This window comes from Nocardia sp. NBC_00403, assembly GCF_036046055.1.
Taxonomy (GTDB): domain Bacteria; phylum Actinomycetota; class Actinomycetes; order Mycobacteriales; family Mycobacteriaceae; genus Nocardia.
Genome location: NZ_CP107939.1, coordinates 8,069,948 through 8,083,118, shown reverse-complemented (window position 1 = coordinate 8,083,118; position 13,171 = coordinate 8,069,948). Strand labels below are relative to the sequence as shown.

General features: G+C 66.9%; 13 protein-coding genes. 7 read left to right on the top strand and 6 right to left on the bottom strand.

The features are described 5' to 3' along the window. Window positions 1-258 precede the first annotated feature (258 nt). Entirely contained in the window at window positions 259-978 is a 720-nt protein-coding gene (locus tag OHQ90_RS36335) for a TIGR03089 family protein (RefSeq protein WP_328405414.1), read from the bottom strand. A 3-nt stretch (window positions 979-981) separates the two neighbouring features. Then, window positions 982-2,406, bottom strand: coding sequence for an LCP family protein (locus OHQ90_RS36330; RefSeq protein ID WP_442941523.1), 1,425 nt, complete (start codon window positions 2,404-2,406; stop codon window positions 982-984). 227 nt (window positions 2,407-2,633) lie between these two features. Here OHQ90_RS36330 and rfbD point away from each other — a divergent pair, with 227 nt between their 5' ends. The 4 genes from rfbD (at window position 2,634) to OHQ90_RS36310 (ending at window position 6,098) form a co-directional block, all read left to right on the top strand. Next, on the top strand, window positions 2,634-3,491 hold the full coding sequence (rfbD, locus tag OHQ90_RS36325; RefSeq protein WP_328405412.1) for a dTDP-4-dehydrorhamnose reductase: 858 nt from the start codon (window positions 2,634-2,636) through the stop codon (window positions 3,489-3,491). Window positions 3,492-3,582: 91 nt separating this feature from the next. After that, window positions 3,583-4,473 carry a glycosyltransferase family 2 protein gene (locus OHQ90_RS36320; RefSeq protein ID WP_328405410.1) on the top strand — a complete coding sequence of 297 codons (891 nt, stop codon included), beginning with the start codon at window positions 3,583-3,585 and terminating at the stop codon, window positions 4,471-4,473. A gap of 49 nt (window positions 4,474-4,522) precedes the next feature. Then, a complete protein-coding gene (locus OHQ90_RS36315) occupies window positions 4,523-5,602 on the top strand; it encodes an NDP-sugar synthase (protein ID WP_328405408.1) in 1,080 nt (359 codons plus the stop codon). A gap of 94 nt (window positions 5,603-5,696) precedes the next feature. After that, on the top strand, window positions 5,697-6,098 hold the full coding sequence (locus tag OHQ90_RS36310) for a hypothetical protein (RefSeq protein ID WP_328405406.1): 402 nt from the start codon (window positions 5,697-5,699) through the stop codon (window positions 6,096-6,098). A gap of 8 nt (window positions 6,099-6,106) precedes the next feature. On the opposite strand, the gene OHQ90_RS36305 is transcribed toward OHQ90_RS36310, so the two are convergent. Together OHQ90_RS36305 and OHQ90_RS36300 are read right to left on the bottom strand one after the other, a co-directional pair. Continuing rightward, complete coding sequence (locus OHQ90_RS36305; protein ID WP_328405404.1) at window positions 6,107-6,805, bottom strand: response regulator; 699 nt, start codon at window positions 6,803-6,805, stop codon at window positions 6,107-6,109. Beyond that, window positions 6,802-8,319: a sensor histidine kinase gene (locus tag OHQ90_RS36300; RefSeq protein ID WP_328413362.1), complete on the bottom strand. Its 1,518-nt coding sequence runs from the start codon at window positions 8,317-8,319 to the stop codon at window positions 6,802-6,804. The genes OHQ90_RS36305 and OHQ90_RS36300 overlap by 4 nt, the downstream gene beginning before the upstream one ends. 274 nt (window positions 8,320-8,593) lie before the next feature. Here OHQ90_RS36300 and OHQ90_RS36295 point away from each other — a divergent pair, with 274 nt between their 5' ends. Continuing rightward, entirely contained in the window at window positions 8,594-9,952 is a 1,359-nt protein-coding gene (locus OHQ90_RS36295) for a cation:dicarboxylate symporter family transporter (RefSeq protein WP_328405402.1), read from the top strand. Window positions 9,953-10,065: 113 nt separating this feature from the next. On the opposite strand, the gene OHQ90_RS36290 is transcribed toward OHQ90_RS36295, so the two are convergent. Continuing rightward, window positions 10,066-10,281, bottom strand: coding sequence for a DUF4287 domain-containing protein (locus OHQ90_RS36290; RefSeq protein WP_328413360.1), 216 nt, complete (start codon window positions 10,279-10,281; stop codon window positions 10,066-10,068). A 90-nt stretch (window positions 10,282-10,371) separates the two neighbouring features. Further along, the gene (locus tag OHQ90_RS36285; RefSeq protein WP_328405400.1) at window positions 10,372-10,803 is read right to left on the bottom strand and encodes a DUF4267 domain-containing protein; all 432 of its coding nucleotides are present in this window, start codon (window positions 10,801-10,803) and stop codon (window positions 10,372-10,374) included. A gap of 112 nt (window positions 10,804-10,915) precedes the next feature. Here OHQ90_RS36285 and OHQ90_RS36280 point away from each other — a divergent pair, with 112 nt between their 5' ends. Next, window positions 10,916-11,494 (top strand): TetR/AcrR family transcriptional regulator, encoded by a 579-nt coding sequence (locus OHQ90_RS36280; protein ID WP_328405398.1) that lies wholly within the window; start codon window positions 10,916-10,918, stop codon window positions 11,492-11,494. 72 nt (window positions 11,495-11,566) lie between these two features. Beyond that, entirely contained in the window at window positions 11,567-13,033 is a 1,467-nt protein-coding gene (locus OHQ90_RS36275) for a phytoene desaturase family protein (RefSeq protein ID WP_328405396.1), read from the top strand. Window positions 13,034-13,171 lie beyond the last annotated feature (138 nt).

The window sequence follows — 13,171 nt, the reverse complement described above, 5'->3', positions numbered from 1 at the left end:
CGGGTCACCGCGCCATGCCTGTGTTCGCAAGGCCAGCCGGGGGGCGCCCTGCACTGATAACCAACGCAACCAATACTGCGGCTTCATTCTCACCAACCCCGTCGTTGTGCGATATATCCACCGTACGGATTCGGGTGCGGTTGTGGAACGTCCTATGGTCGGATAGGTGGCCTATACCGTGGTAGGAGACGCCACCTCCACGCCTGGACCGATTATCCCAGCAAACGACGATATTCCTCCGGTGAATGCCGGATTCGATCAGCGTCGAACGGTCACCCGTTCGGATGCCACGCGCCGGTCGTGCTGGGCCGGGTCCGGGTTGACCACCTGCACCAGCGAGGCGCCCGCCGCCAGCACCGAGATCAGTCCGTCGATCAGTTCCGCGGGTGTATCCCACGACGCACTCGACAGCACCCGATCGCCCTCGGAAAATCCTTGCAGCAGTGCGGATTTCTTCGCTTCGGCCAGTACCTCGGACACCGGCATGCCATCCAGCGCCACGCCCGCTCCGCGTGGGTGGAACTGGTCACCGTGCACGCGCACCGAGGTGGCGAAATCGGTGATGCCGATCGGCAGATCGCGAACGGGCATGCCGAACGCATCCAGCGACAGTGCGGCAACCTCGGCGACACCGTCGGTTTCCTCGAGTCGCTCGGCGGTGGCCAGGGCCAGATCGGCGTCGGGATCGGGCCCCAACACCACCTCGGCACCGGCCCACCAGCAGCCGAGCAGGACCGCGGCGGTCTGCCAGTGCGCGGGCAGCAATACCGCGACCCTGGCGCCGGGACTCAGGCCGAACTCGTCGCGAATCAGGTTGGCGGTCTTGGCTGCCCAGTTCGCAAGCGTCAGCCCGGACAGCTCGATCCTGGCGCCGGTGGCGTCGTTGTAATAGGTGATGCGCGGACCCGCGGGTTCACGTTCGAGGATCGGATCGAGCACCGCCTCGGTGAGGGTCAGTGTCTTGGTTTTGTCACGCATGGTTCAGTTCACGCATTTCGGTCCTGTCTGGCCGGCGTCGATCGGTGGGGCGGGCGGGACCGGTGTTGCGGTGGCCGACGACGTCCCGGAGATGTCGAACATGCTGCTCGCAGCCGAGCCCGGCCCAGAATAGTCGCTCGCCAGCACGACGCTGACAGATTCCGCTGACAACGCCGGATCGGCGACCACCGGGAGCCCACCGAGCGCCTTCGCCACTGCCTCGGCTTTCGGGTCCGTGGTGCTCGTGGCAAGCACCCGGCTGCTGGTCACGCTCGGGCCGGTATAGTTGCCCACCAGACCCTCATGAAAGCCCTTGGTGGTCAATGCCTGTGCCACCTGGCCGGCGAGTCCACCGATGCCGCTGGCGTTGAACACGCTGACGCTCACGGTGCTCGGGTCGATCGTCGATTCGGCGGGCTGCTCGGTCTTGCCGTCGACCAGCGACGCCACATAGGTCTTGACCGCCTTGGGATCGACGCGGACCACCGATTCGCCGTCGCTCGTCATGCTGTTGAGATCAGTGACCGGCACCGTCTCGAACTTCACCTGGCCACCCGAAAGATCCTGTAGCTGTTGGAGAAACGCGAGCACATCCCAATTGTCGTCCAAGACGACGGCCCGCCCGACCGCACCGCTGAGTTGCTCGAGTTTGCCCGGATTGGCCAGCGTTTTCGCGGTGAGTACCTGTTTGACCAACTGCGCCATGAAGACCTGCTGGCGCACGATCCGATCCAGGTCACCGCGCTGCAGATCGTGGCGCTGGCGCACGAAACCGAGGGCCTGCGGGCCGTCGAGCCGCTGGCGGCCCGCCGGGAAGTCGGCGCCGGACATCCATTCGTCGACGGGGTTGTTCAGGCACACCTCGACACCACCGACCGCGTCGGTGAGCAGCACGAAGCCGAGCAGGCTCACTTCGGCGTAATGGTCGACGGTGATCCCGGTGAGGTTGGCCACCGACTTGATCAGTGCCTGGCGGCCGGCCTGGGTGGACTGTTTTTCCGCCTCGGCCTCGGAAACGCCCTGATTGTTCAGCTTCAGCCGCTCGGTTTCCTTGGTCTCGCCGTAGGCGGAGTTGATTTTGCCCATGCCGAGGCCGGGGATGTCGACGTAGGAATCGCGCGGGATGGAGATGGCGGTGGCGGAGCGCCCGTCGTTCGGGACGCGCATCAGCACGATGGTGTCGGTATTGGTGCCCACCTCGTTCCCCGCGTGCAACATCGCACGTTCGCCGCTGCTCAGCGGGTTTCCGTGCGCGTCGGTGCGGCTGTCCACACCGACGAGCAGGATGTCGACGGCGCCGTCGCGGCCACCGCCGAGGCCGAGGTTGCCGATGCGTTCGATCTGGGAGATCAGGGAATCGACGCTGTGCCAGGCGAATCCGGTGATGACGAGGACCAATACCGCACCCGCCGCGATGAATACGCGCAGCGGACCGGATGCGACGGGTCCGGCATCAGCGCCGGATAGTCGCGATTGCGCCGACGTCCTGCTCCGCTGCGACAACTCTGCATCCTCTCGCCTGACTCAGGTTCTCTTCTGGCAGCGCCAGACCGCCCCTACTTCGATAAGTCCCCCGTACCCGTCCATCAAGGCTAACCAACGGTTACCGCGGCAGACATCAACCTCAGGTGTCACGGCGTGCCAGACTTGCGGCCGTGACCGCAGACACTGCAGCCCCAGGACGCTTGATCGTGACCGGGGCACGGGGGCAGCTCGGACAGGAGATACTCCGCCGGGCACCCGCCGCCCGTGCCTTCGGCCACCGCGAACTCGACATCACCGACGCGGCCGCGGTGCGTGCGATTGTCGAACCCGGTGACGTTGTGCTCAATTGCGCCGCGTACACCGCCGTCGACCAAGCCGAATCCGAGCCGGATGCGGCCTTCGCCTGCAACGAGACCGGACCCACCGTACTCGCCGCCGCCTGCGCCGATACGGGTGCTCGGCTGATCCATCTCTCGACCGATTACGTGTTCGCCGGTACCGGCGACAAGCCGTACGACACCACCGATCCGACCAGTCCATCGACGGTGTACGGCCGGTCCAAACTGGCTGGTGAGCAGGCGGTATCGGCATTGGCTCCGCAGTCGCACATCGTGCGGACCGCGTGGGTGTACACGGGGGTGGGCAATGATTTCGTGGCCACCATGCTGCGGCTGGAACGCGAACGCGACACCATCGATGTGGTCGACGATCAAATCGGCTCCCCGACCTATGCTGCCGATCTGGCCGCAGGTCTGCTGGAGCTGGTCGACCGGCCGGACGCGCCCCGAGTGCTGCACGCCACTAATGCGGGCCGGGCGAGTTGGTTCGAACTGGCGCAGGCGGTGTTCGCCGGAATCGGCGCCGACCCCGCCCGGGTCCGTCCGTGTGACTCGACCGCATTTCCGAGACCTGCACGGCGCCCGGCATATTCAGTGTTGTCCAACGATGCGTGGATCGGCGCCGGGCTCACTCCGCTGCGAGATTGGCAGGAAGCACTCGGGGACGCGCTGTCGGGTAGGTCCGACTAGGCTGGCATGTCGTGAGTGAGCGCAGCGAACGAACCAGAGACACAGCCGCCGCAGCGGTCAGGCCGGAGCCGAGCGTCAGCGAGGCGCAAGCGTGAGCACTTCCGATTCTGCCGCCCCGGGCGGGCTTGTCGTCGTCACGGTGACTTATTCACCGGGCGAGCACCTCGAGCACTTCATCACCACGCTGGCCGATGCGACCAGCGAGAAGCCGCAGGTGATTCTCGCCGACAACGGTTCCCTCGACGGCACGCCGGAACTGGCGGCCGAGGCGAATTCGCACGTCCGACTGCTACGCACCGGCGGCAACATCGGCTACGGCGGTGCGATCAACCGCGCCGTCGCGGAGATCGATCCCGACGTCGAGTTCGTGATCATTGCCAACCCAGACATCCGCTGGGGCACCGATTCCATCGATGAACTGCTCGCCGCCGCCCAGCGCTGGCCGCACGCGGGCGCGCTCGGCCCGAAGGTGCTCGAACCGGACGGCAGCACCTACCCCTCGGCGCGCTCGGTTCCCGGCCTCCTCGACGGGGCAGGGCACGCGATTCTCGGTACGGTGTGGAAGTCGAATCCCTGGACGCGGCGCTACCGGCAGGAAAACGAGGAGATCTCCGAGCGGGCCGTCGGCTGGCTGTCGGGATCGTGCCTGCTGGTGCGGCGCGCGGCCTTCGATTCCATCGATGGCTTCGACTCCCGCTACTTCATGTACATGGAGGACGTCGACTTCGGTGACCGGATGGGCAAGGCAGGCTGGCACAACGTCTTCGTGCCCTCCGCCGAGGTGACCCATGCCAAGGGGCATGCCGCAGGCCGTCACCCGGAGCTGATGCTGCCCGCACACCACGCGAGCGCGTACCGTTTCCAGGCCGACCGGCATCCGCACTGGTGGCAGGCGCCGCTGCGGCTCGCACTACGCGCTGGACTTGCGATCCGCTCGCGGATTGCGGTTCGATCTGCGCTGCGTCAACAGGCGCAGAGCTAGCCGCGTCAACCGGTACAGCCGAACAATCCACTGTGAACAGGGGAGCTCGATGGCAGGAAATGCAGGCACCGACGCCGTCATTCTGGTCGGTGGGCAGGGCACGCGGCTGCGTCCGCTGACTCTGTCGGCACCGAAGCCGATGCTGCCGACGGCCGGACTGCCGTTCCTGACGCATCTGCTCGCCCGCATCGCCGATGCCGGGATCAACCACGTCGTGCTCGGCACCTCCTTCAAGGCGGAGGTGTTCGAGGAGCATTTCGGCGACGGGTCCGAGCTCGGCCTGGAGCTGGAGTACGTCACCGAGACCGAGCCGCTCGGCACCGGAGGCGGCATCCGCAATGTGCTGTCCAAGCTGCGCGCGGACAACATCATGGTGTTCAACGGTGACGTGCTCGGTGGCACCGACCTGGGTGGGATCCTCGACACACATGAGTCGACCAAGGCCGATGTGACGCTGCATCTGGTCCGGGTCGGCGATCCGCGCGCCTTCGGCTGCGTGCCGACCGACGAGAACGGCCGGGTCACCGCCTTCTTGGAGAAGACCCAGGATCCGCCGACCGACCAGATCAATGCGGGCTGTTACGTCTTCCGTCGCGAATACATCGAGAAGATCCCGGCCGGTCGCCCGGTCTCGGTGGAGCGCGAGGTCTTCCCCGCACTGCTTGCCGAGGGCGCCCGCGTACAGGGTCACGTCGACTCCTCCTACTGGCGTGACATGGGCACACCCGAGGACTTCGTCCGCGGCTCCGCCGATCTGGTGCGCGGTATCGCGCCCTCACCGGCGCTGCCGGGCCAGCGCGGCGAATTCCTGGTCCACGAGGGTGCGGGCGTCGCACCGGGCGCGGTGCTGATCGGTGGCACCGTGGTCGGTCGTGGCGCCGAGGTCGGCGCGGGCGCCCGCCTCGACGGCGCGGTGCTCTTCGACGGAGCACGCATCGAAGCAGGCGCCACCGTCGAGCGCTCGATCATCGGTTTCGGTGCTCGGATCGGCCCCCGCGCCCTGGTCCGTGACGCCGTCATCGGCGACGGCGCGAATGTCGGCGCCCGCTGCGAACTACTACGCGGTGCCCGTGTCTGGCCTGGCGTCGACATCCCCGACGGCGGCATCCGCTTCTCCACCGACGTGTAATGACTCGCCTGCCGTCCTCGACATGTTGTTCGGCGGCGGCAGCTTCGGTCCGGCCGTCGCGCCTCGCGTATCGCATGGTCGGAAAGGACGAAGTATGACTACTCTCGCTCGCCGCATGTCGCAGCTCACCGGTATCACGGCGGTCAGCGCGGCGGTTCTCCTCGGAGCCTCGGGTGTCGCCGCCGCCGACGAATGGCCGCCGGTGCCCACCGCACCGAGCCCGACGGCACCGTTCGAGACCAAGCATTTCCTCACACCGGGCGACCTCGACTACTGGAACCCGCTCGTTTCCCGTGATCGGCTCACCTCACCGTTCGGGACCAGCACCCGAATCGTATGCAGCGCGTTCCACGGCGTGACCCTCGGCTGCTGGCAGGCAGATCGGGCAGGCAACCCGCACAAGCTGATTCGGCTGCCGTTCAACATCCCCTCGGTCACCGGCTCCAGCCAGCCCGGCGGCGGACCGAGCCATTTCGTTTACCCCGGACTGAGCTGAGGCGACGGCTAGCTCCGAATCTTCCACAGGTAGCGGGTTTTCGGTCGGCCTGCCCGGCCGTAGTCGGAGCGGCGATCGACCAGACCGTCTTCGGCGAGTTTCTCCAGGTAGCGCCATGCGGTGATGCGGGAGACACCGATGGTGGTCGCGGTGTCGGCGGCGGTGACGCCGTCCGGAGCGTCGCGGACCACCCGGGAGATTTCGTCGAGGGTTTGCGGGGCAACGCCTTTGGGGGCGGTGGCGCGCTGGTCGGAGGTGCGCAAGGCGCTGAGGGCGCGGTCGACATCCTGTTGGGAGACGGCGGTTTCGCCCGCGGGCAGTGCGGTGCGGAACTCGCGGTAGCGTTCGAGTTTGTCGCGAAATGCCGCGAAGGTGAACGGTTTCAGCAGGTAGAGCACGACGCCGTGGGACACAGCAGTGCGGACCATGGCCAGGTCTCGCGCCGAGGTTATCGCGATGACGTCGGGGCGGGGCGCGAGGCCGGTGAGTGCCGCAGCGACGTCGAGGCCGCTGGCGTCGGGCAGACCGATGTCCATGAGCACCAGGTCGATCGGGGTGCCTTCGGCCGCGTTGTCGGCGGCGGCGCGCATCGCGTCGCGACCGGTGTGCGCGATGCCGACCGGAGTGAAGCCGGGGATGCGTTCGACGTAGGCGCGATGTGCCTCGGCGATCAGTGGTTCGTCCTCGACGATCAGAACCCGGATCATGGTGCGACCTTTCGTGGAATCGTCACGGAGACCGCGCTTTCCGGATCTCGCTCGGTGTAGATCGCGCCGCCGTGCCTGGTGACCAACCGGTGCACCAGCGCCAAGCCGAGCCCTTGATGGTCGGCCTTGGTGGAATAGCCGCGTTCGGCGGCACGGGCGAATGTCTGTGCGGACATGCCGGGTCCGCTGTCCGCGACATGCAGGTACAGCGCTGAATCCTGGTCGGTGGCCGTGTCGTCTGCCAAATCCTGCTGGCGCACAGTCACCTCCACCCAGCCCTCGGCCCCGTCCGCGGCCGCGTCGATGGCGTTGTCGATCAAATTGCCGACCAGCGTCACTGTTTCGTGCGCGGACAATGGTGCGGTCGAGTCGAGGGCGGTGTCCTCGGTGATGGTCAGTTCGACGCTGCGTTCGGCGGCCTGGTTCACCTTGCCGAGCAGCAGGGCCGCGAGTGCCGGGTCGCCGACCGAGGTGAGCAGCCGATCGATCAGTGCTTGGGACAGTTCGAGTTCGGCGGTCGCGAACTCCACGGCCTCCCGGTAGCGGCCCAACTCCACCATGGTGACGACGGTGTGCAACCGATTGGCCGATTCGTGGGCCTGTGCCCGCAGCGATTCGGCGAACCCGCGCACGGAATCGAGTTCGCCCATCACAGTGCGCAATTCGGTGTGATCACGGATGCTCATCACGGTGCCGATCGGGCGGCCTTCCCAGGCCACCACGTCCTGGTTGACCAGCAGAATCCGATCGGTGGTCACATGCATCTCGTCGCGGACCACGCCCCAGCTCATACGCTGCATCGATAGCGGCAGATCGGTGCGCTGCACCGGGCCGGACGGCAGGTCGAGCAGCTTGCGCGCCTGGTCGTTGACGACCTCCGCGTGCTCGGCGAACGGACCGAACACCACGAGACCTTCGTGGATCGAGTGCAGCACCGCGTCGTGCTGCTCGTACATGGCGCGCAGTTCGTCCGGCGCGAGGCCATGGGTCTGGCGGCGAATCCGCCTGCTGAGCAGGAAGGAACCCGCTGCCGCCACCACCAGTCCCGCGAACGCGACGCCGAGGATTACCGGCAGTTGGGTGGCGACCTGGTCGCCGATGCGGGCCCGGGTCACTCCCGCCGACACCAGCGCGACCACTCGGCCGTCGTCGTAGATCGGTGTCACCGCGCGGATAGATGGCCCGAGGGTGCCCGCATAGGTCTCGGTGAAGGTCTGCCCGGCCAGCGCGCGATCGATATTGCCGCTGAAGGGTTGTCCGATGCGTTCGGGCGTGGTGTGGGTGAACCGGGTGCGGTCCGGCGCCATCACGACGATGAAGTCCATGCCCGTGTCCTTGCGGATCCGCTCGGTCACCGGTTGCAGCAGTGCCGTGGGATCGGGGGAGTGCACCGCGGCGAGGGTGGACGGCGCCTGCGCGACCGCCACCGCGACGTCGGTGACCTCGCGCGTGGTCGTCACATCGCTGTCGTGGCGCGCATCGATGACCGCGAGGACCGCTCCGATGCCGATCATCAGCGCGAGCACGACCAGTTGCAGAACGAATGCCTGCCCGGCCAATGAGCGGCGACTGCCTCGTATGCGCTCGGCCGGACGCAGGAGTGCGGACAGACTGCGTCTGGCCGCGCCGGCTAGGCGACCACCTCTCACGAACTGTCCTCCGCTGAACACTGTCTTTCTTGAACGAAATGCACCAAAGCGTGACCGGCATCACGCCGGCCGCCAACATTGTGCACAAGGGGTGGTGACCCACCTCACGCCGGTACCACTGAAGAGGACAGCACTCGCTATGAGCGACACAACGCAACAGCAGCGGCGCGACCGTACCCACTGGCTGTATCTAGCCGTCATCGTCGCCGTCGGAGCGGGGATTCTGGTCGGCTGGTTGGCGCCCGGTGTCGGTCAGTCGATGGCGCCGCTTGGCACCATGTTCGTGAACCTGATCAAGATGATGATCGCACCGGTCATCTTCTGCACCATTGTCCTCGGCATCGGTTCGGTGCGGGCGGCGGCCACCGTCGGCAAGGTAGGCGGCCTCGCCATCGGGTACTTCATGGTGATGTCGACGGTGGCGCTCGGCATCGGCCTCGTGGTCGGCAACCTGCTGGAACCGGGCACCGGCATGAACATCGCCGAGACCGCCAAGCAGGGCGCGAAGCTGGCGGATCAGGCGCACGCCGCAGGCGGTACCTGGGACTTCATCCAGGGCATCATTCCGGCGACGCTGATCTCCTCGCTGACCGCGGGCAGCGTGTTGCAGGCGCTGTTCGTCGCGCTGCTGGTCGGATTCGCGGTGCAGGCCATGGGCAGCGCGGGCGAGCCGGTGCTGCGCGGTGTGGCGACGCTACAGAAGCTGGTGTTCCGAATCCTGTCGATGATCTTGTGGCTGGCCCCGATCGGCGCGTTCGGTGCGATCGCGAACGTGGTCGGCAAGACCGGGCTCGATGCGGTGCAGCAACTCGCGCTGCTGATGATCGCGTTCTACCTGACCTGTCTGGTGTTCATCTTCGGCGTGCTCGGTGTGCTGCTGCGGACGGTGTCCGGTGTCTCGATCTTCAAGCTGGTCCGCTACCTGGCGCGGGAGTATCTGCTGATCGTCGGCACCTCGTCTTCCGAGTCCGCGCTGCCGCGGCTGATCGCGAAGATGGAACACCTCGGTGTCGAGCGCACCACGGTGGGTGTTGTTGTGCCGACCGGATATTCGTTCAACCTGGACGGTACAGCCATCTATCTGACCATGGCCTCGCTGTTCATCGCCGACGCGATGGGCAAGCCGCTGGCCATCGGTGAACAGGTCGGCCTGCTGCTGTTCATGATCGTCGCGTCGAAGGGGGCGGCAGGCGTTACCGGCGCCGGACTTGCCACGCTGGCCGGCGGATTGCAGAGCCACCGCCCCGAGCTGCTCGACGGTGTCGGCCTGATCGTCGGTATCGACCGCTTCATGTCCGAGGCCCGCGCTCTCACCAATTTCTCGGGCAACGCGGTCGCGACCCTGCTGGTCGGCACCTGGACCAAGACGGTCGACGTCGATCGAGTTCGCACCGTGCTCGACCGCAAGTTGCCCTTCGACGAGCGGACCATGGTCGACGATGACCACGATCCGCGGCCGCAGCCCGAGCCCGATACCAAGGACCTGGTCCCGGCCTAGCTGCACGCAGCCGGACGGTCCTGCGCTCGGGCGAGCGCAGGCGAGGGCCGCCTAGCTGCAACCTGAAAACGACAGTGCCCGCAGGATCTGCGGGCACTGTCGTGGTGTGTGGGTCAGGACACCCACTTCTCCGGGTTGAGGTAGTGCTGGGTGATCGCGGACGCGTGGCCGTGGCCGAAGCCGTGCTCGTTCTGCAGCCAGGTGACGAGTTCCTTGTGCGAGGCCAGGCCGGACTCGCGCATCAGGGACTTCCACTCGTCGATGGTGTGGCCGTACTTGGCCTCGATCGACGGGAAGTAGGACGCGGGGCCGTGCGGCTTGGTCGACATGGTGGTCATCTCCTGCTTGTTCGGATGTTCAGTGGAATAGACGTACCCCCGCTCGCGAATTCATCGGCGAGCGGGGGCATGTGGTCTGAATCACGCTACTGCGGTGGCGGATACCGGCTCGGCGACCTTCTTGTTCGACGTGTTGTGCTCGCGGATCAGTAGTCCGCCGGCGAGGGCGACCAGGACGGCGGTGAGGCCGTGGATGCCGAAGGCCGCGGCGGTCGAGCCGTTCCAGCTGAGCACGGTCAGCATGTCGCCGGTCGGGATCAGGGCCAGGACCAGCATCACGATGCCGAGTGCGAACCGCTGCCGCAGTGCCAGCAGGGCCAGGATCAGCACCCCGGAGGCGACGTCGCGGACGCCCTTCAGATTCATGAACGCCACCGCGTCGCCCTTCGGCCATTCCGGCAGGCCGAATCCGGTGGCGATGGTTTCCGGCGTGATCAGGTAGCTGAGGCCGATGTAAAGGATGAACGCCGCGCCGATGAGGGAAAGGACGGTGGCGATGCGGGAGATGTTCATGGCGATTGCTCCTTGGTGCGCGTTCTCGATGCTCTGCTATCTAGCGTTGCTAGGTGTGAGAGCAACACTAGATGAGCTTCGATAGTTTGTCTAGCGCTGCTAGTATTTCTTCATGACCATCCAGAATCGCAAGGAGCGCGAGCGTGCCGAGCGGCACCAGCGGATCATCGACACCGCACGCGAACTCGCCGAGGCGCAGGGCTGGGAGGCGGTGACGGTGCGCCGCCTCGCCGAGCGGATCGAATACAGCCAGCCGGTGCTCTACAGCCATTTCACGGGCAAGGTGGCCATCGTGTCGGCAGTCGCGGAACAGGGGTTTGCGGACCTCGGCGCGACGTTGCACGAGGCGCGCACGGGTGCGTCGAACCCGGCCGCGGCATTGGCGGCGATCGCGCGGGCCTACCTGGACTTCGCGACCGCCAATCCGGCTCGCTACGACGCGATGTTCGTGCTGACCACCGAGCTGAAGTTCGGTCCGGAAGCGCCGAAGGCGCTGAAGGATTCGTTCGGCGAGATCGAGGCCGCCTACGAACCCTTCGCGGGTGCGAACGATCTACAGGCGGGAACGGAGGTGGCGTGGGCCGCACTGCACGGGGTGGCGACCCTGGATCGCGGCGGACGGCTGCGCCCGGATCTGCGTGAGCAGCGCATCGAGGTCCTGATGGGCCAGTGGACAGCCGGCCGGGAGTGAGTCCGAAGGCGGCAGTGTGTCGTGCACGGCAGATCAGAGTATCCGAGTGGCGGGCAAGGCAGAGTGGGGGATATGGCTGATGTTGTAGTCGTCGGATCCGGACCGAACGGGCTCGCCGCGGCGGTGATACTGGCGCGGGCCGGGCTCGACGTGGAGGTGCACGAGGCGCAGGACACCGCGGGCGGCGGTTGCCGGACCGCCGAGCTGACCCTGCCCGGCTATCGGCACGACGTGTGCGCCGGTGCGCATCCGATGGCGCTGGCCGCACCGTTCTTCCGTGCGTTCGACCTGCGTGCGCACGGGGTCGAACTCCTTGTACCGCAGGTGTCCTACGCGCATCCGCTCGACGGTGGTATCGCCGGGCTGGCCTGGCGCGACCTCGACCGGACCGGGTACGACCTCGGCCGGGACGGCGCGGCATGGCGCTCACTGTTCGGACCGCTCGTGGACCATTGGCGCGAGGTGGTCGAACTGGCGATGTCGGATCTGCGCCATCTTCCGGGAGACCTCGCGACCGCGGTGCGCTTCGGCCTGCGCATGATGGAGCAGGGAACGCCGTTGTGGAACATGCGTTTTCGCGAGGCCGCCGCGCCCGCGCTGTTGACCGGTGTTGCCGCGCACGCGATCACCCCACCGCGCGCGTTTCCTGCCGTCGGGGCCGGTCTATTGCTCGGCACCCTCGCGCACGCGGGCGGTTGGGTGCTGCCGCGCGGCGGCAGTCAGGCGATTGCGGATGCGATGATCGCCGAACTCGAGCGGCTCGGTGGCCGAGTCGTCACCGGCCATCGCGTGGACTCACTGGCGGAATTCGGCGACGCTCACGCGATCGTATTGGACACGGCCCCAGCCGAACTGCTGCGCATCGCGGGCCCTCAACTGCCGGATCGCTACGCCGCGCGCCTGCGCCGCGTCCGCTACGGCGGCGCCGCGTGCAAGGTCGACTTCGCGCTGTCGGGACCGGTGCCATGGCAGGCCGAGGGCTGCGATCTCGCTGGGACTCTGCATCTGGTCGGCACGCGCGTGCAGGCAATGGCCGCCGAAAAGACCGTCGCCGCAGGACAACACGCGGCGCGGCCCTACGTGCTCGCCATCCAGCCCGGTGTCGTCGATGCGAGCCGGGCTCCGGCGGGCGGTCACACCTTCTACACCTACGCGCATGTGCCGAACGGCTCGACCCGCGACATGACGGAGTCGGTGATCAAGCAGGTCGAACGCTTCGCCCCCGGATTCCGCGACCTGATCCTGGCCTCGCATGTCCGCACCGGCGCCGAAATGCCCTCCCACAACGCCAATTACGTCGGCGGTGACATCTCCGCAGGCGCAATGACGTTGCGTCAGACCGCCTTCCGGCCCACCCTGAAATGGAATCCCTACGCAACGCCGCTGCCCGGCGTCTACCTCTGCTCGGCATCGACCCCACCCGGCCCCGGCGTGCACGGCATGAACGGTCTACACGCCGCCCGGCATGTGTTGTGGCAGGAGTTCGGCATCGACACCGACCCGCTCGACCTGCTGCGGACGCCGCAGGTGTCGGCCTAGCGGCTGCGCAGATCCGCGAGCCTGCTCTGCGCGTTGTCAGCCACGGCCGATCGGTTGCACGCTGTCCCACTGCTCGGCAATAGTGTTGCGCCTGACCACAACCCCGTGCGGCCGCTGGTTGAACGTCGGAGGGCGCTT

Bases quoted from the DNA above. Each gene is read 5' to 3' on its own strand.
- OHQ90_RS36295 (WP_328405402.1), top strand. From the start codon at position 8,594: ATGAGCGACACAACGCAACAGCAGCGGCGCGACCGTACCCACTGGCTG.
- OHQ90_RS36290 (WP_328413360.1), bottom strand. From the start codon at position 10,281: ATGTCGACCAAGCCGCACGGCCCCGCGTCCTACTTCCCGTCGATCGAG.
- OHQ90_RS36280 (WP_328405398.1), top strand. From the start codon at position 10,916: ATGACCATCCAGAATCGCAAGGAGCGCGAGCGTGCCGAGCGGCACCAG.
- OHQ90_RS36305 (WP_328405404.1), bottom strand. From the start codon at position 6,805: ATGATCCGGGTTCTGATCGTCGAGGACGAACCACTGATCGCCGAGGCA.
- OHQ90_RS36335 (WP_328405414.1), bottom strand. From the start codon at position 978: ATGCGTGACAAAACCAAGACACTGACCCTCACCGAGGCGGTGCTCGAT.
- OHQ90_RS36310 (WP_328405406.1), top strand. From the start codon at position 5,697: ATGACTACTCTCGCTCGCCGCATGTCGCAGCTCACCGGTATCACGGCG.
- OHQ90_RS36300 (WP_328413362.1), bottom strand. From the start codon at position 8,319: ATGATCGGCATCGGAGCGGTCCTCGCGGTCATCGATGCGCGCCACGAC.
- OHQ90_RS36315 (WP_328405408.1), top strand. From the start codon at position 4,523: ATGGCAGGAAATGCAGGCACCGACGCCGTCATTCTGGTCGGTGGGCAG.
- OHQ90_RS36275 (WP_328405396.1), top strand. From the start codon at position 11,567: ATGGCTGATGTTGTAGTCGTCGGATCCGGACCGAACGGGCTCGCCGCG.
- OHQ90_RS36285 (WP_328405400.1), bottom strand. From the start codon at position 10,803: ATGAACATCTCCCGCATCGCCACCGTCCTTTCCCTCATCGGCGCGGCG.